We start from the raw sequence: 23,874 nt of genomic DNA, 5'->3' as shown, positions 1-23,874 counted from the left end.
CCGGCATGCTACGTCGCATTGCCCATCTGGACATGGACGCGTTTTATGCGTCGGTTGAACTGCTGCGCTACCCGCAACTCAAGGGCTTGCCGGTCGTGATTGGCGGCGGACGGCGCGCGCAGGACGAAACCTTGCGCCAGACCTATGAAGGCCATACGCTGGCCGACATTGCCGTGGACGACTTTCCCAGGCTCAAGGACTACACCGGCCGCGGCGTCATCACCACCGCCACCTACGCCGCGCGCCAGTTTGGCGTCGGCTCGGCACTGGGCCTGATGAAGGCCGCCAAGCTCTGCCCGCAGGCCATCCTGCTGCCGGTGGATTTCAATGAATACCGCAAATACTCGCGCGCCTTCAAGGCCATCATCACCGACATTGCCCCCCTCATGGAAGACCGCGGTGTGGACGAGGTCTACATCGACTTCACCGATGTGCCCGGCGGCCAGCGCGAGGGCGGGCGGGTGCTGGCGCGCCTCATCCAGAAAACAATTTTTCAGGAGACCGGACTCACCTGCTCGGTGGGTGTGGCCCCCAACAAGCTGCTGGCCAAGATGGCCAGCGAATTCAACAAGCCCAACGGCATCTCCATCGTCCATGAAGACGATGTCGAAAGCCGGATCTGGCCCCTGGCCTGCCGCAAAATCAATGGCATTGGCCCCAAGGCCGACGAGAAGCTCAAACAACTGGGCATTGAGACCATCGGGCAACTGGCGCAACGAGACCAGCAATGGCTGATCGACCACTTTGGCCAGAAAACCGGCACCTGGATGTTCGAGGCCGCGCGGGGCCGCGATACCCGGCCCATCGTGCTGGAGAGCGAGCCCGTGTCCATGAGCCGTGAAACCACGTTCGACCGCGACCTGCATGCGGTGCGTGACAAAGCCGAGTTGGGCGCCATCTTCACCCGCTTGTGCGAGCAGGTGGCCGACGACCTGCAGCGCAAAGGCTATGTGGGCAAGACCATTGGCATCAAGCTGCGTTTTGACGACTTCAAAAGCGCCACCCGGGACCTGACCCTGGACACCCACACAGCGGATGCCCCCACCATCCGCCGCACCGCCGGGCTGTGCCTCAAACGCGTGCCGCTGAACAAGCGCCTGCGTTTGCTGGGTGTGCGCGTGGGCTCGCTCGTGAAAGCCGACACTCTGGTCAATTTAGAAACAAATCAGCCTCTAGCCCAGGAACTACCTGCACAAGTAGCTACTAATTCAATAGCAATCACCCGACAGCTTTTTTAGCCAATCCCGTTGAGAAGCACATGCGGCGGCTCGCACATTAGCCAAAGTTGGGGGAGGTAACAGATTCAAATGGAACGCCCACGGTCCACATCAATCCTTCACTTGCCTCAGGCTTTGCCGATAACAAGCTCATCACCACTGAGCCAACTGTTGAAAAAAAATGCAAACAAGCACCTTGATGCGCCACTTCACCATCCGGTTTCGCATGCTGGGCGCCATTGTTGTGGTCGTTCTGGCCCTCGGGACCATCGGCGTCATCGGCGTACTCGCCCAGCTGTATGCGAACAACATCACCACCCGGCTGGTGACGCAGGACATGGCCTCCATGGCAGAGCTCGGGCGGTTGCAGCAGGCCATGGCCAGCCTGCGCGCCAATGAGAAGGACATGGTCATCCAGTACGAGAACAGCGTGGAGGCATCCGCCTTCAAGGAGGCCTGGACCCAGTCCTATCTGCGCGTGGACACCGCCGCCAAAGCGCTCGCGCCTCTCTTGCCGCTGGACACCCAGCGGGCGCAGCTCGCCACCGCCCTCACTGACCTGCACGAATTCCGCCGCCAGTTCAGCCCCATGGCCACCAAGCTGGAAACCATGGCCTTCCCCTCTGCGCAGGTTGCGGCGGCCACCATCGGGCGCATCGAACCCCTCTTCCAGCGTGCCAACGAAGGGGTGAAAGCACTCGACAAAGACCTGCAGGCCGTCATCCTGGACAACAAGGACAAACTTCAGGTGACCGTCAAACAGGTCATCTGGCTCATCGTGGGCGCCACGTTGCTGCTGCTGGCAGTCATCGTGCCCCTGACGCTGCTGAACATGAGCTCCATCTGCCAGCCCATCACCCGGGCCGAGCAAATCGCCAAGGCCATTGCCCAGGGCGATTTGACCGACCAGAACATTGACGCCAGCGGCAATGATGAAACCGCCCGGCTTCTGCGCTCACTGGCCGACATGCAACATGCCTTGGGGCACCTGGTCGGCCAGGTGCGCACGTCGACCGACAGCATGTCAACCGCCAGCGCCGAAATTGCCTCCGGCAACCAGGACTTGAGCGTTCGCACCGAACAAACCGCCAGCAATTTGCAGCGGGCGGCCTCCAGCATGGACGAACTGACCAACACCGTGCGCCAAACCGCCGAGGCCTCGCACCAGGCCAATCAACTGGCATCCTCCGCTGGCGAGGTCGCTGCCCGCGGCGGCGCGGTGGTCTCGCAAGTGGTGCACACCATGAGCGACATCAACGCCAGCTCCAAAAAGATCAGCGACATCATCAGCGTAATCGATGGCATTGCGTTTCAAACCAATATCCTGGCCCTGAACGCCGCCGTCGAGGCCGCCCGGGCCGGTGAGCAGGGTCGCGGCTTTGCCGTGGTGGCCAGTGAGGTCCGCAGCCTGGCGGGCCGTTCGGCCGAAGCCGCCAAGGAAATCAAACATCTCATTGGCGACAGCGTCGCACGGATCGAGGCGGGCTCACGCCTGGTCACCGATGCCGGTCAGACCATGGCCGAAATTGTGTCCTCGGTGCAGCGGGTGTCGGACATCATTGGTGAAATCACCTCGGCCACCGCCGACCAGAGCCACGGTATCGGTGAGGTCAACCGTTCCGTGGTCGAGCTCGACCAGATGACCCAGCAAAACGCGGCCCTGGTCGAACAATCCGCCGCAGCGGCGGAAAGCCTGCGCGAGCAGGCGGAGCGGCTTGCCCAGCTGGTGGGCACCTTCAAACTCAATGCGTCGGGCGCTGACGGCCCACGCGCTTTGTCATTTTGACAACGCGAAACCAGGCACCTCTGTGCACTCCGTTGTTGCGTTACGGGAAGTCCATTAGACTGCACCTAAACCGACCAGAGTGACCCGCTCATGCCCCAGCAGATGCCCCCAGCACCCGCAGCCTCTACACCATTGGCCCTGACCTCGTCGTCTGAACGGCATATGGTGCAGCGTCAGCTGTTCTGGCTGGCCTCGGGATTCATCATTGTCTCCGGCTGCCTGGTGCTTTTGGCACTGTCCTACATGCGCACGCAGGCGATTCGGGCCGGCGAGCGCCTGACCGAATCGTTTGCCCACGTGATCGAAGAGCAAACCACCCGCACCTTCCAGGCCGTCGATCAACGATTGCAAATGACGGCCAGCAGCCTGGCACAGCTGGAAACAGTGGGCGGGCTCAACCAGCAATCGGCCCGAACACTATTGGCCGAACAACTCAAGGAGTTGCCTTTTGCCCGCTCCATCTGGGTGATGGACAAACAAGGCATCGTCCAGTACGACTCGGACACAGGGAATATCGGCATCAGTCTTGCCAATCACTCATACTTCCAGAAATACCTGACCCAACCCAAAACCGGTTTTTATGTGGGTGAACCGGTACTCAGCCGTTCCTCGGGCACCTGGTTCATCAGTGCGTCCCGGCCCCTGTACTCACCTGACGGCACCTTCGCCGGGGTGATTGTTGCCGCCCTGGAGCCCCCGTATTTCGACCAACTGTGGCGCGCAATTGACTTGGGACCGGGTGGCTCGATTGCCCTCTTCAGCCGCGACGGTGTCTTGATGATGCGAAGCCCTTTTGACCCGGCCATCATCGGGAAAAGCTTCCAGCAGCGCCCCATCTTCAAGGACTATGTCCCTAAAAACCCCATCGGCAACTACCTGGACGCCAGCGCCATCGACGGGACCATGCGTCAACTCTCCTACCGGGTCCTGCCCAATCAACCGGACCTGTTGGTGCTGGTGGGTCAGTCCTACGAACTCGTGCTGGCGCCCTGGCGCAGCATGGCCATGCTGGCCTTGTTCATCTGGCTGGTGGCCGCGGCGGCCATCACCGGGTTGTGTATTCTGCTGGGTCAAACATGGCAGAAAAGAATTCGGGCTGAAGAGCAATCCAGGCAGCTGGCCCAGCGCCTGACCCTGGCCACCGACTCGGCGCATATCTCCGTCTGGGAATGGGACCACAAAGCAGACCACTGGGAAGCCACTCCCACCTATTTCAGAATGCTGGGCCAAGAACCCGAAGAAGGATTTGTCAGCAACGCAGTTTGGATCGGACGCATTCATCCGGACGACCGGACCACGATATCCGAGGCCACCCAGAAGGCGCTGGACGGCCATGATGTGGCGTACACCTACGAGGCGCGCCTGCGCCATGTCGATGGCTCCTTTCGCTGGGTCCATGTGGTGGGGCGGGTCATTGCCCATGACGCACAGGGCAAGGCGGCCCGGTCGCTGGGCGTCACCACAGACATCACTGAACGCAAGCAAGCTGAAGAAGCCCTGCGCATCAGCGAGGCTCGTTATCGCGAACTCTTTGAGAGCAACCCTCACCCGATGTGGGTGTATGACCTGGAAACTTTGGGCTTTCTTGCAGTCAATGACTCGGCGATCCAACAATACGGCTACAGCCGGGAAGAATTCCTGGCCATGTCCATCCGGGACATTCGGCCGCCCGAAGATGTTTCAGCCCTGGTGGAGAACGTCCGCAGTGCCCGCGCCGGTCTGAGTCAGGCCGAGTTGTGGCGCCATCGCCGCAAGGACGGCAGCATCATCCTGGTTGAAATCACGGCGCACTCGCTGGTATTTGGCAACCGGGTCTCCAGACTGGTTTTTTCGCATGACGTGACCGAACGCCACCACGCGCTGGAAAAACTGCGCCTGAGCGAAGAGAACCTGTCCATCACCTTGCAATCGATTGGCGACGCGGTGATCGCCACGGACGCGGCGGGTTTGATCACCCGCATGAACCCCACGGCAGAACGTCTCACGGGTTGGCCCCTGGCCGATGCGGCCGGGCTGCCTTTGAACAAGGTGTTTCACATCATCAACGCCCAGACCCGCGCGCTGGCGGTCAACCCTGTCGAACTCGTGATGGCGCGCGGCGACGTGGTGGGCCTGGCCAACCACACCGCCCTGCTCGCCCGGGACGGCAGTGAATACCAGATCTTTGACAGCGCCGCGCCCATCCGCAGCCCGGCTGGCGAAATCGTCGGGGTGGTGCTGGTGTTCAGTGACGTGACCGAGGCCTACCAAGTGCGGGAAGACCTTGCCAGAACCGCTGAGTTGCTGGAGCGTACCGGCGAACTGGCCCATGTGGGGGGCTGGGAGTTGGACCTGCGAACCCAGCACTTCAGCATGTCCAGGGAAGCGCTGCGCATCAATGACATTGACCCCTCGGAGACGCCCGTTTTCAAGGAAGGGTTCAGCCTGTATGAAGACGACGTCCGCCCTGTCATCCAGGCCGCCGTTCAGAAGGCGATCAACGACGGAACTTCGTTTGATCTGGAACTGCCGCGGGTCACCGCCAAGGGGCGTTCTATCTGGGTCCGCACGCAAGGCAGGGCCGTATTTGAAGACGGCAAGGCCATCAAGCTGCAGGGCGCCTTTCAGGACATCACTGCGCGCAAGCTGGCCGAACAGCAGTTGGCCGTCAGCCAGGAGGCCCTGCGCGAGTCGGCCTTGCACACACAAACCATTCTCGACAACCTGATGGACGGTGTGATCACCATCGACACGCGCGGACGGATGGAAACCTTCAACAAGGCGGCCAGCCACATTTTTGGTTATGAAGTGGACGAGGTGATCGGACACAACGTGTCGATGTTGATGCCCGAGCCGCGTCGCAGCCAGCACGACGGTTTTTTGATGACCTTCCAGACCACGGGACAGGAACGCGCGATCGGCAAACTGCTCGAACTGGAAGGCCAGCGCAAGGACGGCAGCCTGTTCCACATGAGCCTGCAGGTGACGCAAATGTCAAATGCCGGCACCACCACGTTCATCGGCATCGTGCGGGACATCACCCAGAACCGCAAGGACGTGGAGGAAATCCGCCGCCTCGCCTTTTACGATCCCCTCACCGGCCTGCCCAACCGGCGCCTGCTGATGGACCGGCTCAAGCAGGCGATGATCACCTCGGCGCGCACCGTCCAGCATGGCGCCCTGATGTTTCTGGACCTGGACCACTTCAAACAGCTCAACGACACGCTCGGCCACGATGTGGGGGACGTGCTGCTGCAGCAGGTGAGCGTGCGGCTGCAGACCTGCGTGCGCGAGGGCGACAGCGTGGCCCGCCTGGGCGGAGACGAATTTGTGATCCTGCTGGAGGCACTGAGCCCGATGGACCGTGAAGCGGCGACGCAGGCCGAGGTCATTGCCTCCAAGGTGCTGGACGCATTCGGGCATTCGTTCAGCCTGCGCGGTCACGCCTACGACAGCACGCCCAGCATTGGCATTGTGGTGTTCATGGGGGAGCACGATGCCATTGACAACCTGCTGAAAAAGGCCGACGTGGCCATGTACCAGGCCAAGGCGGCCGGACGCAATGCCGCGCGCTTTTTCGACCCTGCCATGCAGGCCGTGGTGGCGGCTCATGATGCGTTGGAGAAAGACCTGCGCCATGCCCTGGCCGCGCAGGAATTCATCTTGCACTACCAGATCCAGGTCGACAAAGCAGGGAACCCCATTGGTGCCGAGGCGCTGGTGCGCTGGCGTCACCCCCGGCGCGGCATGGTCACGCCCGCCCAATTCATTCCCATGGCGGAAGAAACCGGCATGATCCTGCCGCTGGGCCAGTGGGTGCTGGAGACCGCTTGCGAGCAGCTCGTCCACTGGGCCGAGCAACTGGCCACCGCGCACTGGACCATGGCCGTGAATGTGAGCGCCTTCCAGTTTACCCAGGATGACTATGTGGCCACCGTGGCGGCGTCGCTGGAAAAAACCGGCGCCAACGCGCTGCTTCTCAAGCTGGAACTCACCGAGAGCATGCTGGTGAACGACGTGGAAGACGTCATTGCCAAGATGAATGCCATCAAGGCCTTTGGCGTGGGCTTCTCGCTGGATGACTTTGGCACGGGATATTCATCGCTGTCGCACCTCAAGCGGCTCTCGCTGGACCAGCTCAAGATCGACCAGACTTTTGTGCGCGACATCCTGACCGACAGCAGCGATGCCGTCATTGCCCGCACCATCGTGGCGCTGGGCCACAGCCTGGGCCTGAAGGTGATTGCCGAGGGCGTGGAAACTGCCGCCCAACGCGACTTTCTGGCCAGCATGGGCTGCGACGCCTTCCAGGGCTACTACTTCGGGCGCCCGGTGCCGGCCAGGGAGTTGAGCCGGTTTGAGAGCAATTACCCCTTCTAGCCCAGGTCGAACCTGCGCAGTCAGCTACAAAATATATAGCAGGCTGCCCCGCTTCTATTGGCGTGCCGTGCGCGTGTTGCCGGGCAGCGCCTGCGGATAGCTGGTGCGAAACGGGTTGATGTCCAGCCCGCCGCGGCGGGTGTAGCGGGCATAGACACTGAGCTTCAGCGGCTTGCAACGGGTCCAGATGTCCATGAAGATGCGCTCCACACACTGCTCGTGAAACTCGTTGTGGTTGCGAAAACTCACGATGTACTGCAGCAGGCCTTCCTGGTTGATGGCCGCGCCGGTGTAACTGATCTGCACGCTGCCCCAATCGGGCTGCCCGGTCACCAGGCAGTTGCTCTTGAGCAGGTTGCTCACCAACACCTCGGTCACCGGCCCCTCCCCTGTGGCCACCTGCAGCAACTCAGGCGCGGGTGTGTAGCGGGTGCACTCCACTTCCAGCCGGTCCAGGCTCAGGCCGTCGAGTTCATAGACAGGCTCACGGTCAAACAACTCGGGCAGCAAGATTCTCACCCCGATGGATGACAGCGCGGCTTTGTCGCTTGCCACGGCGCCTGCGCTGACCGACGTATCCCGCCACGCGGCCTCGCTCAGGTCGGCCCGCAGCACCGCCTTCACCGCGTCCACATCGGCAAAGCGGGTGTTGTTGAAGCTGTTGAGGTAGAGCTTGAAGGACTTGCTCTCAATGATGTTGAGGGTGTCAGACGGCACGGTGAAATGCGCCAGCGCCACCTGCGGCTTGCCGCGCAGATTGAGCCAGCTCAGCTCGAACGCGGTCCACATGTCGGCGCCAAAAAAAGGCGCGGACGCCCCGATACCGATCTCGGCCCGTTTGCCCGCGCGGGCGATGGGAAACAGCAACGCGCTGTCGTACTGGTCGATGTAGGCACTGGACTTGCCCAGCTGGGAATTCTCTAATGTGTTCATGCAGCTCTCAAATGGGGAATCAGGTGATCCAGAATGTGGTCGACCACAGCGGGCGGCAGGTCATGGCCCATGCCGTCAATGGCCACCAGCCGGGCGCCCGGAATGCGCCGGGCCGTGTCTTCACCACAGGCAAAAGGCACCAGCGGATCGGCCTTGCCGTGGATGACCAGGGTGGGCGTGCGCACCTGGGCCAATTGGGCGGCACGGGTCATGTCGGCCATGACGGCCATCATTTGACGCAGCGTGCCTACGGGATAAAACCCCCGCGTCACGCCCTGATGAATGCGCTCACGCACCTCGGACTCCGGCGTCGGGAAGGCCGGGCTGCCAATGACCTTGAACAGCCTGACATAGTGGTCCGCCACGGCCTGCGTGCTTTTGCCAGCCGGGCGCTTGAGCAAGGCGCGCACCACCTCGGGCCGCGGCGGCGGCAGGCCCCGGGCGCCGCTGGTGCTCATGATGCTGGTCAGGCTGAGCACCCGGGCCGGGGCCATCAGGGCCAGGCGCTGCGCAATCATGCCGCCCATGCTCACGCCCACCACATGGGCTTTTTCAATACCCAGGCCGTCAAGCACGCCCAGGGAGTCAGCAGCCATGTCGGTCAGGCTGTAGGACGCGGTCGGGGTCAGGCCGAGCTTGTACTTGATGCTCTGCCAGATCAGGTTGGGCGAGCCCAGGGCTTCAAACCGGTGGCTCAAGCCCACGTCCCGGTTGTCGTGGCAAATCACCCGGTAGCCCGCCTTCACCAACGCGTTGATGAAGGCGGGTGGCCAGGCCACGAGTTGCATGCCCAGCCCCATGATCAACAGGACCACCGGGCGGTTCTCGCCCGGGGCGCCAGCGCCCGTGTCTTCGACCTCGATTTCAATGTTGTTTGCTCTTATTTTCATAGCTAATCCCGAAGGTAGAACAAGGGCTACAGCCTGGTTTTATATAAATTTCAAACCATTTGGCGGCGCCGAAACACCAGCCGTTCGGGCGTGGATACCGCCACCTCAAACGCGTAACCTTCGGTATCAAAGCCCTGCAGCTGCTGGGGCGTGACCAGCCGGTGTGTGGCGGCATAACGCGCCATCAAACCCCGGGCCCGCTTGGCCATGAAGCTGATGATCTTGTACTGGCCACCATCCCGCTCTTCTTCAAACACACATTCCACCACGCGGGCCTTCAGGGCCTTGAGGTCCACCGCCTTGAAGTACTCCTGCGAAGCCAGGTTCACCACCACGGGCGACACGTCGCGCTGCAGACGCCCGTTCAGGTAGGCGGACAACTGCGAACCCCAAAACTTGTACAAATTGCTGCCCTGCGGGTTGGCCAGGCGGGTGCCCATCTCCAGCCGGTAGGGTTGCATGTAGTCCAGCGGGCGCAGCACGCCGTACAGGCCACTCAGAATGCACACATGGTCTTGCGCCCAGGCCAGGTCATCGGCACCCAGGGTTTTGGCGTCCAGCCCCTCATACACATCGCCATTGAAGGCCAGCACCGCCTGTTTCGCATTTTTGGCGGTGAATTTGGGTCGCCACGCCTGGTAGCGCGCCACGTTCAGGCCCGACAGGGTGTCGCTCAGGCTCATCAGCTGGGCAATTTGCTGCGGCGACTGCACTTTGAGCAGTTCGATCAACTCGGCCGATTGCTTCACAAACAGGGGCTGCGTGTGGGGTACGTCACCGGCCGGGGTCTCAAAGTCCAGCGATTTGGCCGGGGAAAGAAGAAATAGCATGATAAAAAAGGCTTCCTGACGAAGCCCTGATTATCGTGACAGCGCCACGACCCTGCCTAACGAAGGTCACCTGCCAGCGAGGCCAGCGTTTCCGGCGCGATGCCGACATGCGCCGGGTAGTGCGTGTGGTCACACCCCAGCTTGACCCCGGCCCCGGCCTTGACCGCCGCCACCATGGGCGGCGTCAACTCAAAGCGCACAAAATGCACGGCCGAGGTTTTCTCCTCGTTCTCGCGGTCCATGTCTTCGTCGGCAATCGCGTAGACCCGGGCCTGCCCTTCCACCTCGACAAACAGGCGGTCCTCCACCCCGATCAGGCGGGCCAGCTCGCGCTTGCGCTCGTTCACGTCGGGGTACTCGATCATCATGGTGGCTTTCCAGTTGCTGCCGTCGGGCGCCAGCGGCGCGTAGGCGTCGATCTCCTGCAGGATGCCCTCTTCTTCAAACACTTTCTCGATGCGCAGCATCTCCTGGATCTGGTAGCGAACCGTGGTCTCCGACTCAAACTGCAGGTTGATGTGCTCACCCAGCCGCACGCTGCGCAGCTTGCGGTGCGCCATGATAGCGGGCTTGTGGGCCTTGCGGTACCTGGCGTAGGCCTCAAGCGTCATGAGGCTCTCGGGGGTGATGTGGCCCGTCAATTGCATGGTTTTTCTCACTTCAATCCGTAGGCTTTGGCGACCAGGCTCAGCGGGTGCAGCAAGGCCGGGGCGCCCAGCCCGTTCACCTCAAAGCCTTGGGCAATGTGGTTCCCACCCAGCGGGCAGTCGGAACTGATGAAGTCGGGCTTGCTGCCGTCCTTCATGTGGGCCATGGCCTTGAACAGGGGCTTGCCGATCTTCATGGCCTGCGGGTGCGTGGCCTTTTTCACACCAAAGGTGCCGGCATGGCCGGAGCAACGCTCGTGGGTGTTGACCGTGGTGCCCGGAATCATCTTGAGCATCTCTTCGGTCTTCTTGCCGATGTTCTGCACCCGGCCATGGCAGGGCATCTGGTAACTCACGTTGCCCAGCGGCACCGGGAACTCGGTCTTGAGCAAGCCATCGCGCTTGCGCTGCATCAGGTACTCAAACGGGTCCCACATCGCCTCCTTGACCCGCTGCACCTCGGCGTCCTGCGGGTACATCAGCGGGATTTCCTGCTTGAACATCAGCGCGCAACTCGGTACCGCGGCCAGAATGGCAAAACCGTCCTTGGCGTAGCGGGCCAGCACCGGGATGTTGGCCTCCTTGCTGGCGTTGAGCGATTCCAGGTCACCCAGCTCCAGCTTGGGCATGCCGCAGCATTTTTCTTTTTCAACCACCACGTAGGGCACGTCGTTGTGGTCCAGTATCTTCAACAAATCCAGCCCAATGCCGGGCTCGTTGTAGTTGATGTAGCAGGTGGCAAAGATCGCCACCTTGCCAGGCGTCTTGGCGCCATCGGTCACCGTGGTGGCCTGGGCCGGCGGCGGGTTGGAGCGGAACTTGCGGGTGGCCAGCGACGGCAACCAGGCGTCCTTGTCCACCCCCAGCGTGGACTCCATGACGCTGCGAGCCACCTTGGTTTTGTTCACGGCATTGACCACCTGCACCACGATGGGAATGCCCGCCAGCGACCCGTGCACGTCCGTCGAGGCCAGCAACTTTTCACCCAGGCCGACGTCGCCCTTTTTGAACTTGATGGCCTTGGCCCGCAGCATGGTGTGCGGAAAGTCCAGGTTGAACGCGTGCGGCGGCACATACGGGCATTTGGTCATGTAGCACAGGTCACACAGGTAACACTGGTCGACGACCTTCCCGTAGTCTTTTTTATCAACGCCATCGACTTCCTGCGTCGTGCTCCCGTCCACCAGGTCAAACAGCGTGGGGAAGGCACCGCACAGGCTCACACAGCGGCGGCAACCGTGGCAAATATCAAAGATGCGCTCCAATTCATGGACGGTGGCTTCTTCGTTGTAGTAGTCAGGCCCCTTCCAGTCGACGGGATGGCGGGTGGGCGCTGACAGGTTGCCTTCGGTTGCCATGGGGTATCTCCTGGTTTCAGGCCTCAATCCACCAGTTCGGCCAGTGCTTTCGTGTAGCGGTTGGCATGTGAACGCTCGGCCTTGGCCAGGGTCTCAAACCAGTCAGCTACTTCGTCATGCCCTTCGTCACGGGCCGTCCTGGCCATGCCGGGGTACATGTCGGTGTACTCGTGGGTCTCGCCCGCCACGGCAGAGGCCAGGTTGTCACGGGTGGCACCAAACGGCATGCCGGTGGCGGGGTCACCGCACTGCTCCAGCCATTCCAGGTGGCCGTGCGCGTGGCCGGTCTCCCCTTCCGCTGTCGAGCGGAACAGGGCAGCCACGTCGGGTTGCCCTTCCACGTCGGCCTTGTTCGCAAAATACAAGTAACGGCGGTTGGCCTGTGACTCGCCTGCGAAGGCGGCTTTCAGGTTGTCTTCTGTCTTCGAACCTTTGAGTGCTGCCATGGAAATCTCCTCATAGTTAAAAAGAAAACGCGCTCGCTTTGGACAAAAAGTGGGACACCGCTTTGCCAAAGACCCGTTCAGGTTAGACCCGATCAACGACGGCGTCTAATTGGCTGCGTCAATGCCATCCATTACCTTTCGCTATAAAAAACCACATTTGATAAAAATCAATACGGCTCTTGATGGGAATGCCATGGACGGCAATGCCCCGCCTGCGGCCGCTGGGCCCGCGTCGAATAAAATGGCGTTCTCCTCGCTTTACCTCCACAGCGGCATCTCCTTATCAGGATGCCTCTTTTGCTTCCCGCGGGCCCTATCGGCCGCTGGGGCGCCCTAGCCAAAGACACCATGACCGACGCACTGCAACAACCCGGCCTGAACAGCCTGTCCAAATCCTTTGAGCCTGCCGCCATCGAAGCCCAGTGGGGACCGGAGTGGGAACGCCGCAACTACGCGCACGCCGGCCACCGTGGCACGGGGGTGCCCCAAGACGGCGCCGAGTCGTTCGCCATCCAGCTGCCGCCGCCCAACGTCACCGGCACGCTGCACATGGGGCACGCCTTCAACCAGACCATCATGGACTCGCTCACCCGCTACCACCGCATGCGCGGCGACAACACGGTGTGGATTCCGGGCACCGACCACGCCGGCATTGCCACCCAAATCGTGGTGGAGCGCCAGTTGCAGGAGCAAAAGATCAGCCGCCACGACGTGGGCCGCAAGAACTTTGTGAGCAAGGTGTGGGAGTGGAAAGAAAAGAGCGGCAACACCATCACCACCCAGATGCGCCGCATGGGCGACAGTGTGGACTGGAGCCGCGAGTACTTCACCATGGACCCGAAACTGTCCAAAACCGTGACCGAAACCTTTGTGCAACTCTACGAGCAGGGACTGATCTACCGTGGCAAACGCCTGGTGAACTGGGACCCGATTTTGCAAAGCGCGGTGAGCGACCTGGAAGTGGAAAGCGAAGAGGAAGACGGCTCGCTGTGGCACATCCTGTATCCGTTTGCCGACGGCCCACAGCTGGTCAACGGCGAAATGGCGCCCGGTCTGGTGGTGGCCACCACCCGGCCTGAAACCTTGCTGGGTGACGTAGCCGCCATGGTGCACCCCGAAGACGAGCGTTACCAGCACCTGATTGGCAAACAGGTCACCCTGCCCCTGTGCGACCGCACCATTCCCATCATTGCCGACGACTACGTCGACAAAGCCTTCGGCACCGGCGTGGTGAAAGTCACGCCCGCGCATGACCAGAACGACTACGCAGTCGGCCAGCGCCACAAGCTGCCCATGATTTGCGTGCTGACGCTGGACGCCAAAATCAACGACCAGGCTCCCCTCGCCTACCAGGGACTGGACCGCTTTGTGGCCCGTAAAAAAGTGGTGGCTGACCTGCAAGCGTTGGAGTTGCTGGTTGAGATCAAGAAACACAAACTCATGGTGCCGCGCTGCGCCCGCACCGGTCAGGTGATCGAGCCCATGCTGACCGACCAGTGGTTTGTGGCCATGAGCAAGGTCAGCCCACAAGACCCGACCGGCAAATCCATCGCCCAAAAAGCCATTGACGCGGTGCAAAGCGGCGACGTGAAGTTTGTGCCCGAGAACTGGGTCAACACCTACAACCAGTGGATGAACAACATTCAGGACTGGTGTATTTCCCGCCAACTCTGGTGGGGCCACCAGATTCCGGCGTGGTACGACGAAGACGGCAAGGTCTATGTCGCACGCAACGAGGCCGAGGCACAAGCCCAGGCCCCCGGCAAAACCCTCAAGCGCGACGAAGACGTGCTGGACACCTGGTACTCCTCGGCGCTGGTGCCCTTCAGCACCATGGGCTGGCCCGAGAAAACGCAAGACTTCGACCTGTACCTGCCCTCCTCCGTGCTGGTCACCGGCTACGACATCATCTTCTTCTGGGTCGCCCGGATGATCATGATGACGACCCACTTCACCGGCCAGGTACCGTTCAAGCACGTCTACATCCACGGCCTGGTGCGCGATGCCCAAGGCAAGAAGATGAGCAAGTCCGAGGGCAATGTGCTTGACCCTGTGGATTTGATCGACGGCATTGCCCTGCCCGAGTTGCTGGTCAAGCGTTCCGAAGGCCTGCGCAAGCCCGAAACGGCCCCCCAAGTGCGCAAAAACACCGAGAAGGAATTCCCCACCGGCATTCCCGCCTTTGGCGCCGATGCACTGCGTTTCACCTTTGCGTCACTGGCCTCGCTGGGCCGCAGCATCAACTTTGATTCCAAGCGCTGCGAGGGCTACCGCAACTTCTGCAACAAGCTCTGGAACGCCAGCCGCTTTGTGCTGATGAACTGCGAAGGCCAGGACTGCGGCCTGAACGAACACACCCAAGAAGAATGCGCTGTGGGCGGCCCGGCAGCGGGCTACCTGGAGTTCAGCGCATCTGACCGCTGGATTGTCTCGCTGCTGCAACGCACCGAAGCGGACGTCGCCAAGGGCTTTGAAGAGTACCGCCTGGACAATGTGGCCAGCACCCTCTATGACTTCGTCTGGAACGAGTTCTGCGACTGGTACCTGGAGATCGCCAAGGTTCAAATCCAGACCGGCACCGATGCCCAAAAGCGCGCCACCCGCCGCACGCTGATTCGCACACTCGAGACCATCTTGCGCCTGGCCCACCCCGTCATCCCCTTCGTGACCGAAGAACTGTGGCAAAAAGTGGCCCCGGTAGCCGGGCGTGCAGGTGAATCCGTGTCGATTGCAGCTTACCCGGTGAGCCAGCCTGAGCGCATTGACGAGGCGGCTATCGCCTATGTCGGCAAACTCAAGCTGCTGGTGGACGCCTGCCGCAACCTACGTGGCGAGATGAACGTGTCGCCGTCAACCCGCCTCCCCCTGTTTGTGATCGCCACCCAGGCGGATGAAGCGGCCTTTTTGAAGCAATCCGCTGCCGTGCTGCAAGCCCTGGCCAAACTCAACGAAGTGCGCGTGTTTGACGACGAGGCCGCCTGGGCCGCCGCCGCTCAAGCCGCCCCTGTGGCGGTGGTGGGCGACGCGCGCATCTGCCTGCACATGGAAATTGACGTGGGTGCCGAGAAGATTCGTCTGGGCAAAGAACTGGCGCGCCTGGAAGGCGAGATCACCAAAACAGAAGGCAAGCTGAGTAACGAGGCCTTTGTGGCCCGGGCCCCTGCCGCCGTGATTGAGCTGGAGCGCAAACGCATGGCTGACTTTGGCGCCACGGTGGCCAAGCTCAAAGACCAGCTAGCCCGACTGGGCTGACGCGCAAGTCAAACAGGCCGGGGGCGGGCCGCTGCACCCGGCCTGCTGGCGGTTTTACCGCCGGCGCATGACGTGAATGAAGTCGCTGCCCAGCGTTTGCTGGTCCAGCAATTCATTGCCCGTCTGCTTGGCAAACGCCTGAAAGTCGCGCACGGAACCGGCATCGGTGGACACCACGCGCAGCGTCTGACCGCTGACCATGTGGGTCAGCGCCTTTTTGGCTTTCAGAATCGGCAGCGGGCAGTTCAGACCGCGGGTATCGATCTCTTTGTCAATTTGCATCAAAATTTTCCTGGAGTTGCACCGATTTTAGTGACCTGGGCCGCGCTCAGGCCCGCTTGGGAAACTCAATGAACTGCGGCTCGTACCCACGGGTGCGAAGCCAGTCGGCCAGCGCATAACCGGTACCCGCCGGCCAGCATTTGACCTCGTCAAATTCAAACAGCCGGTAGTCCACCAGTTCCGGCGACAACTTGACCTCCCCGTGGCATACCGCGTGGTAGGCAATGATGATCTGGTTCATGCGCTGAAAATCGTACACACCAATCAGGTTCAACTCACTTGTCTCCAGGCTGGTTTCCTCCTTAATCTCGCGCGCAATGCCGCCCTGGGGTGTTTCGCCCGCCTCCATGAACCCGGTAATCAGCGCAAACATCTTGCCCGACCAGGCTACGTTTTGCGCCAGCAGGATCCGGCCTTCGTACTCAATCACCGCCGCCAGAACGGGCGTGGGATTGTTCCAATGCGTGTAATCACAGGCCGGACAACGCAGGCGCTCTTTGTCACCCCCGTCTTCGGCCTGCGTGATGAGGGCCAGCGGTGTGGCACATTGCGGACAAAACTTGAAAACAGGATTCATGGGACACCTTTTTGCTATTAAATGAATAGCTACTTGCGCACGTTCTATATGGGCTAGAGGCTATTTTTATCAAAAATCAAGCCGAAAACACACCAGTGGAGAGATAACGGTCCCCCCGGTCGCACACGATGAACACAATGGTGGCATGGGTTTCGCTCTTTGCAATATCTTGCGCGACCGCGCAGGCACCAGCGGCCGAAATACCGGCAAAAATACCTTCTTCCCGCGCCAACCGGCGGCACATGTCTTCGGCTCTTTCCTGGCTGACGTACACCAGCTCATCGACATGGGCCGGATCGTAAATCTTGGGCAAATACTCTTGGGGCCACTTGCGGATACCGGGAATACGTGAACCTTCATTGGGCTGCACGCCAATGATCTTGATGGCCGGGTTCTTCTCCTTCAGAAACCGGGACACCCCGGTGATGGTGCCCGTGGTGCCCATGGCGCTCACAAAATGGGTGATCTGCCCTTCGGTGTCGGCCCAGATTTCGGGACCGGTGGTCTCGTAGTGGATGCGCGGGTTGTCCGCATTGGCAAACTGGTCCAGCACCAGCCCTTTGCCTTCGCGCTGCATTTGCTCCGCCAAATCGCGTGAATACTCCATGCCGCCGCTCTTGGGCGTGAGAATCAATTCCGCACCGAAGGCCTTCATGGTCTGAACACGCTCAATCGACAAGTCCTCCGGCATGATCAAAATCATGCGGTAACCCTTGATGGCCGCCGCCATGGCCAGGGCAATACCGGTGTTGCCCGAGGTGGCCTCGATCAACGTGTCGCCGGGTTTGATCTGGCCGCGTTCCTGTGCCCGCTGGATCATGGACAGCGCCGGGCGGTCTTTGACCGACCCGGCCGGGTTGTTGCCCTCCAATTTGCCCAAAATCACGTTGCCGCGGGTGGAATTCTCCTCTGCGCCGATGCGTTGAAGCATCACCAAAGGTGTTTTCCCGATCGAATCTTCAATTGTTTTGTATTTCATAGCCCACACTGTGCCATAATTCTCGGCTGTGCAAGGCGTCGCCCGGGTGGTGGAATTGGTAGACGCACGGGACTCAAAATCCCGCGCCGAAAGGCGTGCCGGTTCGATTCCGGCCCCGGGCACCAAAGATAAAGCCGCATTGCTGCAAAGCAGTGCGGCATTTTTCTTTCCCCCTCTGAAAACATACTTTGCGTCGTGCAATAGAGTGCGCCGAAGTGTGGCATGTTCCGGGGATACATGGGGGCACATTTGGGGGCATGAAATCGAAAAATGGGGGCACAAGGCTCCACCGGGGGCAAATATTGGGTTTGCTCTTGGTATGCCCCCAGATTCGCCAGTGAAACCCGAATGAACCCGGTCATGACACCACACATCCCCTTGCCGCGCCCTAACCCCCAGGGGGTAGTTTCTGTTTCCCATAAAAGCACACATGGAAGATCGGTTTCCGGCGCGGGGAATGCCAGACTTTTGACCCGCCCCCACCCAGTCGATACGCATCAAAGTCCATAGGCCGCGCCTATCAAAGAACCCACGATCACGGCTTAACCTTCACCGTTCACCTTTTCCAAACGCTGGGGGCTGGCGTTTTCTCGTGGTTCAAATGGCCCGTACCATCGAAAGCCGTGGGAGTACCTTGAAGGGGGGTGGGGGCCAGTCCAAGGCAGACAGGCATTCACCCGCTCAACTCGATCAACACAACCACCAACAAAACAACCCCCCTTAGGCGCACCATGAAACAGTGAATTCTCGCGCTCATTTTGACCCGTAAGGACAAAGGCTGCGGGAGTACCTTTGAGGGGGGAACCAGTGAAAACAATCAGGGCCGCAGTGTTGGCCACGGCCCACCAGTTCAGCAACCTAGTCGCCGGGCAGGCAAGCGGGCATTGATGTGTCGAGGTGCCGTGTTTTTGACTGAGGACAGTGAGGACACTGGGGACACGTTGATTTCATTGGGGTTTTTTGTCCCCAGTCTGTCCTCAGTGGCTGGCATGAGTGAGGACAAATCTTTCCGGGTTAGGCCGGGGACGTGCGGCCTTGCTTTGCCATGGTGTCCGGTGCCGTAAATGCGGGGTTTTGCAGCGCGGGTAAAGCTCTTGCGCCCCACCGCCCACCGGCGGCCCGGCAAGGGCTCACAAATCAATATCAAATATCTGGGCGGTGACGTGATAACAGGTCGCCTTACCAATGCCAGGCAGGCGCGGCCTACAGTCGAACGGGCGGCCACTGTCAGGGGTTAGACAGCCGTGCTCCAGTAACACCCGGCACACAGCCTGATAGTCGAAGCCTTGACAGACTTCAGCCCTGAACGTTTCAGCCAGGATGAAGTAATCAAAGCTGACGCCTTCACCCAGAGCCGCTGGCATCCGTTCTCCGTACTCTCGCTGGTGTGCTGAATCCGTCTTTATGGGTTCACCGTCAGAGTTCAACATGCGCCGCACGCCTGCCCGTTGCAAGGTCTTGGGGGCGTGGTCATCCGCACTTCGGTGCCACATCGCAAAGCGGCCCTCCCCGTGGGTTTCCAGAAAGCGCCGCACCGCCCGCAGCATAGCCACCACTTCGCCGTTGCCGTTGCCGCCACGGGCCGCCAGCCAGGCATTGAAACAAGCAGCGGCCGCCCGCTCACTCTCACCCGCTGGCCAGCCGGTCAGGCCCGCCGCCGTGGCCAGCTCACCGGCTGCACCCACCAGGGCAAAGCGAGCGCCTACCCGTTCAACTTGCCCGCTTGAATCCTTGGGGATCAACTGCACCGCCAGGGCGTTAGAGCTGGCGCGAATGCTGGCCTTGAGCGTGCCCGCGTTGGTGGTCAACCATTCCAGCCAGGCGCGGCCCGGGGCGCCGTAAACAGTTTGGGCATGGCCCGTGATGTGTTTGGCAAACGCAGCGCCACCGTCGAGGCCGTGCAAATTTTCAAAAGCCCCCATGCCTGCGCCCGCATCGGCCGGAATGTCGGCCATGCGCACCTCTTGCCCGGTGCGGGTGCGCTTTTGTCCTTCGGCCATGTGATCTGCCAGGCCCAGCTCGCCCGCACTCAGGAACAACAAGCGCCAGACTTGCCGCGGGCGCGGTGTGCCGCCTCGGGTGGCGCGGGCTTTGCCTTGTTCGTTGGCCAGCATGTAGGCACATTCGCCGGCCGTCTTGGGGTCGATTTGTGCCAGTTCATCCAGGATCAGCAGGCAGTCGCTGTGCTGGGCCGCCGTGGCTTCCAGGGCGTTGTCGGTGCTTCGCCACCGCTGCAGGTAGCTGGCACCGCCCCACACGCTGGCCGCCAGCTTCAAGGCCGTGGTCTTGCCGCTGGATGAATCGCCCCGGTAGTGAAAGCCGCCCGACTCCATGCCCATCGGGCGCAACAAGGGTCCAGCGAAGGCACAGGCCACCGCAAAGGCCATGCGTGAATTGCCAATGCACAAGGCCCCCACACGGTCGCGCCATTGCTCAGGGGTTCCCTTGATGCGAAATGTGTTTTCCATGGCGTTGTCACTCTGAAAAACAATGCGTTCGGCATCGTCGCCAATGGTTTCACGCGGCAAAACAAATGCCGTGTTGTGCCAGCCCACGCGGTCGGTGCAGCTGGCGAACTCATCGGGGTCCCGGGTCTGGATGTACTGGGTCAGCAGGTTGCGGGCGCGGGGTGTGGTGGAGATGCGCAGGCCCATGTTCAACAGCGTGGCGCGGTACTCGCCACCATCGGCCGACAACATGCGGGCAGGCATGGGCCAGTGCTTTTTATTGCCTAACGGATCGGCAAAGGCTACGTAATAACCCCAGCCGCCGCCGTCCTGGTCACGCGTCCGGGCTTCCACATCCAGACGGCTGCAAATCCATTCAGGGGGTTTGCGTTTACCGTCTTGGTCCGCACCCGTGAACCAAACGCCGGAATCGTCAACGGCAAAGGGGTCGTAAGCGCGGTCACTGTCCGCACCATCGGACCCGCTGGGCTTGCGCCGCTTGTTCTGGCTGGTCTTGCCTGCCTTGTCGGTCTGTGCCGCGTGGGCGGCCGTTTGGCTGGCCTGGTGCGCCTCAATGGCGGCCTCTACGAGGCTGCGCACCGCGTCAAGGCCTTGTGCCTGGTGCAGGTCGTTGAAGTCGCTGCAACCGTCGGGCAGGCCCACCGGGAACACGGCCAGGCCCTGCACCGCACGGGCGGCCGCTGTGGCTTTGTCGCGGCCGGGGTTGTTGCCTTTGGCTGCAAACGTCTGCACGTCATCATCACCACACAGCACCAGTAAAGCGGCTGGGTATTGGGCGTGCAGCGCTTTGGCCACGTGTACCAGGTTGCCCGCGTCAAAGGCACACGCCACCGGGCGATGCGTGGCCTCATGCAGGCTTGCGCAAGTGGCGTAACCCTCACCGATCAGCAGCACCGCAGGCCCGACGGCATCGCTGCCAACATCGCCCAACACATGCCATAGGCCCGACTTGCGCCCACCCTTCAGAAATAGTTTGTCGGTGCCCCCATGGGTGGGCTTTTCGGGGGCGATGCGTTGACGATTCCACAGCACGCCCGCAGCGTCACGCATGGGCACCAGCAACCCACCGTCAGCACCAAAGCGCAGGCCGTGGGACTGCACACCCTTTCGGGTCAGGTAGGCGCTGGCGCCGGTGTCGCTGGCCAAAGACCACAGCAAGGCCGCTTCACTGGCGGCACGGGCGTGGGCGGCCTGTTGCTGGTCACGTGCAGTCTGTTCGCGTGCAACCCGTTCACGGGCAAGGCGGGCCGTTGTCTCCGGGTCTGGTGCAGTGGCCACCTGGTCAGACTTGGGCAAGGTGAAGCCGTTTTCTTTTGCCAGGTGAAGCAAGGTACCAATGCCCACACCGCCACCGGCTTTGATGCTTTGCCAGGTGCTGCGCGTGGCCTTGAGGTCGTAGCCTTCAGCCGTTGCGCTCCACTCGGTGAACAGGTCGCAACCGGTACTGTCGGGAAACTCCGACTTGATCGCCATGCCCACGCGAGCCCATTCATCACGGGACAGGTTGGCGGGGACATATTGCAGGGCCGAACGGATCAGATCTTGAGTGATGGTGGTTTTCATTGATTGGCGAACAAATCGGGCTGGGTTGTTGGGCGGTATGTCAGTGCGTACGTGCGCACGTCTCGCGTTCGGTTGCCACCGGCACACGTCACGCTGCGCCAGGCCTTGCGCAGTCCATAGCCCATGCGGGGCATGTCTGAAAGCACCTTTGAAATACATCCCACATCACACGCCGAGTCGATCTCTTTTGCGGTGGTGTCGGGGTGTTGTTCCAGATAGCCAGCAACGCGGGCAGCTTGGGCCGGGCGGTTGTCAGTTTGTGGCGTGTTGGTGCCCATTGCGGCCGCCTTGCAAACTACCAGGACGCACAGCACCGGCCAGAGCGGGCAAAGGGGGCACAAAGCCAGCTTGCAAAACATCAGGCCGCCCGTGTTCTGACACCGCCAACAGTTCGCCCGTGTCGGGGTCAAGCACGGACAGTACACCGGGCCATTCAAAACGCACCAGCACCGATGCAGCGCCCTTGCCCATGCGCTTTTGAAACACCGGGTTTTTGATGTTCAGGGCTGTGAAGGTTGCCGCTTTTCGTAGGCGAAGCGCGGCCGCCTTCACTGCTTGCTCCTGCACGTATTGCACGCCGTGATTCATGATTGAGCCCCTGCTTTGATGCGCTCTTGAATCCAATCATCGATGGAAGACGAGTTCCAACAGACCGCTCTGCGGGATAACTTCAGGGGGCGGGGAAATGCGGGCGGGGTACGGCCCATCATCTCGTAAATGCTAGATTTTTGAAGTCCTACTCTTGCGACTACAGCGGGCAAGCGCAAAAGAGATTCAGGGGCGGGCGTTATTGGATTTACTTGGTTCATGTTGGGTCCTTAGTGGTTGAACATGACCGATTGAATCCATCGATGCGTGTTGGGTGAACGTCGCCCAACAGTTAATTTATGTGTTGCTTTTCATTCCCTTTAAAAGTTTCAACCGATTTCCGAGATAGACCTGTACTTCGTGAGAACTTATTTCACCGTCGCGCTGATTTGAAAAATTAGTCGCAACAGTGCGCACAGATAGGTTTGGTTTTTTGGAAATCTTGTCGGCGTAATAGCTCCACGCGGCACGCTTCCAGGAACGTGCCGTTTTGGCTTTTTTTTCCAAGGAATTAAATTGCGAAGGTGTGAACCCAATAAAAATACGCTGCCACGCCCTGAAAAATCTAGTAAACCAATACAAACGCCGCCATATTTCATGCGTGTTACAGGTTTCGTTTTGTGCCTCAAGTTGCAGTAGTTCACCTTCGTAGGTGGCAAGTTGCGCAGTGATGAGCAATGCCGTCTTGCGGTGATCAACAGGACTCATATCTGCCCAGGAGTCATAACCTTTAGCAAGGGCCAATTTTGTCCAAAATTCAAACTTGCTTGCTTCAAAATCACACATTTCATACTGTAGCCAAACACCCGACAAATTGCCGCCACTGATTAATGCGCGGGTGCCCGGGTCATATCGTCCATCAGGGTGGAAGCCTGCCACAGCCGTTAAAACATCGTTGTCGTTGAGTGGCGAACTATTTGATTGGTTTGCCCATTCGTGAAGGCTTTTTAGTTGCTTGAGCGCTAGATTTACTGGCTCTATATGTTCCGCTGATTTACAGATCAGGTGAAGCGTTTTAATCTTCGAATCGGTCACAGAACACCCCTTCAGGTGTGGCCTTCATTGGGTGCCACGCCAGGCCGGTGAAGGTGTCCGACTTTTCCCGCTTGCGGATCAGGCACGGGGTAGGCGTGGCAAAACTTTCTCAAGCGTTCAACGACGCTTGATCTTTTGATCTGATGTAAGGATTGAAGCAATTCTGCATTTCACTCACCTTCATGGATGCCATCTTTATCAGCGTCTGAAGTTCCGTGATGCCTTCATCGTCTTGAATTTTTTCAGCAATCAGTTCAGCGGCATGAAGTAGAGAGTGGGCCTCCCAATAAAAACCGTTGGCATCGTGCGCAACCTGCTGCAATGTGTCTGGTCGCGAGGCGTCGAGGGCGGGGGCTGGCTTACGCATGCGCCACCTCAATTGAGGAGGCGTGTTCGGCTTTGCTGCCCAAGCTTTCAAACAGCCGATACATATTTTCCGCGTCGACGCTCAGAATTTCTTGCACCCCGTTGAGCAGTGCCAGCGGCACATCACTGTCGGTGCTGCATGGCAATGACTCGATAGCCAGGCGCGTTAGTTCTTTCATCATCATCAGACGCTCAGCCTGTCGGTTTACTTTGTCTGCAATGTGGGTCAGGGTTAAAGTGCTGGTAGTCATGTTGCAAGGATCCTTTGCGGTGTGGTCAGGCGGGGCTAGTGGTTGTA

The 23,874-nt window shown here is 60.4% G+C and carries 20 protein-coding genes and 1 tRNA gene; 5 read left to right on the top strand and 16 right to left on the bottom strand.

Going from position 1 to position 23,874, the window contains the following annotated elements:
• Window positions 1-5 precede the first annotated feature (5 nt).
• The 3 genes from dinB (at window position 6) to AC097N_RS05785 (ending at window position 7,362) form a co-directional block, all read left to right on the top strand.
• Complete coding sequence (gene dinB, locus AC097N_RS05795) at window positions 6-1,238, top strand: DNA polymerase IV (RefSeq protein ID WP_479579795.1); 1,233 nt, start codon at window positions 6-8, stop codon at window positions 1,236-1,238.
• 160 nt (window positions 1,239-1,398) lie between these two features.
• Window positions 1,399-3,003: a methyl-accepting chemotaxis protein gene (locus tag AC097N_RS05790; protein ID WP_479579794.1), complete on the top strand. Its 1,605-nt coding sequence runs from the start codon at window positions 1,399-1,401 to the stop codon at window positions 3,001-3,003.
• Between the two features lie 90 nt (window positions 3,004-3,093).
• Complete coding sequence (locus AC097N_RS05785) at window positions 3,094-7,362, top strand: bifunctional diguanylate cyclase/phosphodiesterase (RefSeq protein WP_479579793.1); 4,269 nt, start codon at window positions 3,094-3,096, stop codon at window positions 7,360-7,362.
• Between the two features lie 54 nt (window positions 7,363-7,416).
• On the opposite strand, the gene queF is transcribed toward AC097N_RS05785, so the two are convergent.
• The 6 genes from queF to AC097N_RS05755 are packed head-to-tail and all read right to left on the bottom strand — an operon-like array spanning window position 7,417 to window position 12,466.
• Window positions 7,417-8,295 carry an NADPH-dependent 7-cyano-7-deazaguanine reductase QueF gene (gene queF / locus AC097N_RS05780; RefSeq protein ID WP_479579792.1) on the bottom strand — a complete coding sequence of 293 codons (879 nt, stop codon included), beginning with the start codon at window positions 8,293-8,295 and terminating at the stop codon, window positions 7,417-7,419.
• The gene (locus tag AC097N_RS05775; RefSeq protein ID WP_479579791.1) at window positions 8,292-9,185 is read right to left on the bottom strand and encodes an alpha/beta fold hydrolase; all 894 of its coding nucleotides are present in this window, start codon (window positions 9,183-9,185) and stop codon (window positions 8,292-8,294) included. Before AC097N_RS05775 ends, queF begins: the two co-directional genes overlap by 4 nt.
• A gap of 50 nt (window positions 9,186-9,235) precedes the next feature.
• Window positions 9,236-10,015, bottom strand: coding sequence for a peroxide stress protein YaaA (yaaA, locus tag AC097N_RS05770; protein WP_479579790.1), 780 nt, complete (start codon window positions 10,013-10,015; stop codon window positions 9,236-9,238).
• Between the two features lie 56 nt (window positions 10,016-10,071).
• Window positions 10,072-10,662, bottom strand: a complete 591-nt coding sequence (locus tag AC097N_RS05765; RefSeq protein ID WP_479579789.1) for a DUF3501 family protein — start codon at window positions 10,660-10,662, stop codon at window positions 10,072-10,074.
• A gap of 8 nt (window positions 10,663-10,670) precedes the next feature.
• Window positions 10,671-12,020 carry a heterodisulfide reductase-related iron-sulfur binding cluster gene (locus tag AC097N_RS05760; protein ID WP_479579788.1) on the bottom strand — a complete coding sequence of 450 codons (1,350 nt, stop codon included), beginning with the start codon at window positions 12,018-12,020 and terminating at the stop codon, window positions 10,671-10,673.
• A gap of 23 nt (window positions 12,021-12,043) precedes the next feature.
• Window positions 12,044-12,466: a rubrerythrin family protein gene (locus tag AC097N_RS05755; protein WP_479579787.1), complete on the bottom strand. Its 423-nt coding sequence runs from the start codon at window positions 12,464-12,466 to the stop codon at window positions 12,044-12,046.
• A gap of 348 nt (window positions 12,467-12,814) precedes the next feature.
• On the opposite strand from AC097N_RS05755, the gene AC097N_RS05750 reads away from it, so the two are divergent.
• Window positions 12,815-15,718 (top strand): valine--tRNA ligase, encoded by a 2,904-nt coding sequence (locus tag AC097N_RS05750; protein WP_479579786.1) that lies wholly within the window; start codon window positions 12,815-12,817, stop codon window positions 15,716-15,718.
• A gap of 54 nt (window positions 15,719-15,772) precedes the next feature.
• Here the strand turns inward: AC097N_RS05750 and AC097N_RS05745 are convergent, their stop codons facing one another.
• From AC097N_RS05745 to cysM, 3 genes are all read right to left on the bottom strand, one after another.
• Window positions 15,773-16,000, bottom strand: a complete 228-nt coding sequence (locus tag AC097N_RS05745; RefSeq protein ID WP_479579785.1) for a sulfurtransferase TusA family protein — start codon at window positions 15,998-16,000, stop codon at window positions 15,773-15,775.
• A gap of 46 nt (window positions 16,001-16,046) precedes the next feature.
• Window positions 16,047-16,577 carry an NUDIX hydrolase gene (locus AC097N_RS05740; protein WP_479579784.1) on the bottom strand — a complete coding sequence of 177 codons (531 nt, stop codon included), beginning with the start codon at window positions 16,575-16,577 and terminating at the stop codon, window positions 16,047-16,049.
• Window positions 16,578-16,653: 76 nt separating this feature from the next.
• Window positions 16,654-17,556, bottom strand: a complete 903-nt coding sequence (cysM, locus tag AC097N_RS05735; RefSeq protein ID WP_479579783.1) for a cysteine synthase CysM — start codon at window positions 17,554-17,556, stop codon at window positions 16,654-16,656.
• A gap of 40 nt (window positions 17,557-17,596) precedes the next feature.
• Here cysM and AC097N_RS05730 point away from each other — a divergent pair.
• Window positions 17,597-17,681 (top strand) — tRNA-Leu (locus tag AC097N_RS05730).
• 1,005 nt (window positions 17,682-18,686) lie between these two features.
• Here the strand turns inward: AC097N_RS05730 and AC097N_RS05725 are convergent.
• The 7 genes from AC097N_RS05725 to AC097N_RS05695 form a co-directional block, all read right to left on the bottom strand.
• A complete protein-coding gene (locus AC097N_RS05725) occupies window positions 18,687-21,587 on the bottom strand; it encodes a DUF927 domain-containing protein (protein WP_479579782.1) in 2,901 nt (966 codons plus the stop codon).
• The gene (locus tag AC097N_RS05720; protein WP_479579781.1) at window positions 21,584-21,865 is read right to left on the bottom strand and encodes a hypothetical protein; all 282 of its coding nucleotides are present in this window, start codon (window positions 21,863-21,865) and stop codon (window positions 21,584-21,586) included. Before AC097N_RS05720 ends, AC097N_RS05725 begins: the two co-directional genes overlap by 4 nt.
• Entirely contained in the window at window positions 21,840-22,175 is a 336-nt protein-coding gene (locus AC097N_RS05715; RefSeq protein ID WP_479579780.1) for a hypothetical protein, read from the bottom strand. The genes AC097N_RS05720 and AC097N_RS05715 overlap by 26 nt, the downstream gene beginning before the upstream one ends.
• Entirely contained in the window at window positions 22,172-22,396 is a 225-nt protein-coding gene (locus AC097N_RS05710; RefSeq protein ID WP_479579779.1) for a helix-turn-helix transcriptional regulator, read from the bottom strand. The genes AC097N_RS05715 and AC097N_RS05710 overlap by 4 nt, the downstream gene beginning before the upstream one ends.
• A 76-nt stretch (window positions 22,397-22,472) precedes the next feature.
• Entirely contained in the window at window positions 22,473-23,210 is a 738-nt protein-coding gene (locus tag AC097N_RS05705) for a hypothetical protein (RefSeq protein WP_479579778.1), read from the bottom strand.
• Window positions 23,211-23,319: 109 nt separating this feature from the next.
• Window positions 23,320-23,577: a hypothetical protein gene (locus AC097N_RS05700; protein WP_479579777.1), complete on the bottom strand. Its 258-nt coding sequence runs from the start codon at window positions 23,575-23,577 to the stop codon at window positions 23,320-23,322.
• The gene (locus tag AC097N_RS05695; protein WP_479579776.1) at window positions 23,570-23,827 is read right to left on the bottom strand and encodes a hypothetical protein; all 258 of its coding nucleotides are present in this window, start codon (window positions 23,825-23,827) and stop codon (window positions 23,570-23,572) included. The genes AC097N_RS05700 and AC097N_RS05695 overlap by 8 nt, the downstream gene beginning before the upstream one ends.
• Window positions 23,828-23,874: the final 47 nt, after the last annotated feature.

This window comes from Rhodoferax sp. LS1R11 (assembly GCF_056521395.1).
This window is presented reverse-complemented; position numbering and strand designations above follow the sequence as displayed.

Excerpts from the sequence above, each read along its gene's own strand:
- dinB (WP_479579795.1), top strand. The coding sequence starts at position 6 with ATGCTACGTCGCATTGCCCATCTGGACATGGACGCGTTTTATGCGTCG.
- AC097N_RS05790 (WP_479579794.1), top strand. The coding sequence starts at position 1,399 with ATGCAAACAAGCACCTTGATGCGCCACTTCACCATCCGGTTTCGCATG.
- AC097N_RS05785 (WP_479579793.1), top strand. The coding sequence starts at position 3,094 with ATGCCCCAGCAGATGCCCCCAGCACCCGCAGCCTCTACACCATTGGCC.
- queF (WP_479579792.1), bottom strand. The coding sequence starts at position 8,295 with ATGAACACATTAGAGAATTCCCAGCTGGGCAAGTCCAGTGCCTACATC.
- AC097N_RS05775 (WP_479579791.1), bottom strand. The coding sequence starts at position 9,185 with ATGAAAATAAGAGCAAACAACATTGAAATCGAGGTCGAAGACACGGGC.
- yaaA (WP_479579790.1), bottom strand. The coding sequence starts at position 10,015 with ATGCTATTTCTTCTTTCCCCGGCCAAATCGCTGGACTTTGAGACCCCG.
- AC097N_RS05765 (WP_479579789.1), bottom strand. The coding sequence starts at position 10,662 with ATGCAATTGACGGGCCACATCACCCCCGAGAGCCTCATGACGCTTGAG.
- AC097N_RS05760 (WP_479579788.1), bottom strand. The coding sequence starts at position 12,020 with ATGGCAACCGAAGGCAACCTGTCAGCGCCCACCCGCCATCCCGTCGAC.
- AC097N_RS05755 (WP_479579787.1), bottom strand. The coding sequence starts at position 12,466 with ATGGCAGCACTCAAAGGTTCGAAGACAGAAGACAACCTGAAAGCCGCC.
- AC097N_RS05750 (WP_479579786.1), top strand. The coding sequence starts at position 12,815 with ATGACCGACGCACTGCAACAACCCGGCCTGAACAGCCTGTCCAAATCC.
- AC097N_RS05745 (WP_479579785.1), bottom strand. The coding sequence starts at position 16,000 with ATGCAAATTGACAAAGAGATCGATACCCGCGGTCTGAACTGCCCGCTG.
- AC097N_RS05740 (WP_479579784.1), bottom strand. The coding sequence starts at position 16,577 with ATGAATCCTGTTTTCAAGTTTTGTCCGCAATGTGCCACACCGCTGGCC.
- cysM (WP_479579783.1), bottom strand. The coding sequence starts at position 17,556 with ATGAAATACAAAACAATTGAAGATTCGATCGGGAAAACACCTTTGGTG.
- AC097N_RS05725 (WP_479579782.1), bottom strand. The coding sequence starts at position 21,587 with ATGAAAACCACCATCACTCAAGATCTGATCCGTTCGGCCCTGCAATAT.
- AC097N_RS05720 (WP_479579781.1), bottom strand. The coding sequence starts at position 21,865 with ATGGGCACCAACACGCCACAAACTGACAACCGCCCGGCCCAAGCTGCC.
- AC097N_RS05715 (WP_479579780.1), bottom strand. The coding sequence starts at position 22,175 with ATGAATCACGGCGTGCAATACGTGCAGGAGCAAGCAGTGAAGGCGGCC.
- AC097N_RS05710 (WP_479579779.1), bottom strand. The coding sequence starts at position 22,396 with ATGAACCAAGTAAATCCAATAACGCCCGCCCCTGAATCTCTTTTGCGC.
- AC097N_RS05700 (WP_479579777.1), bottom strand. The coding sequence starts at position 23,577 with ATGCGTAAGCCAGCCCCCGCCCTCGACGCCTCGCGACCAGACACATTG.
- AC097N_RS05695 (WP_479579776.1), bottom strand. The coding sequence starts at position 23,827 with ATGACTACCAGCACTTTAACCCTGACCCACATTGCAGACAAAGTAAAC.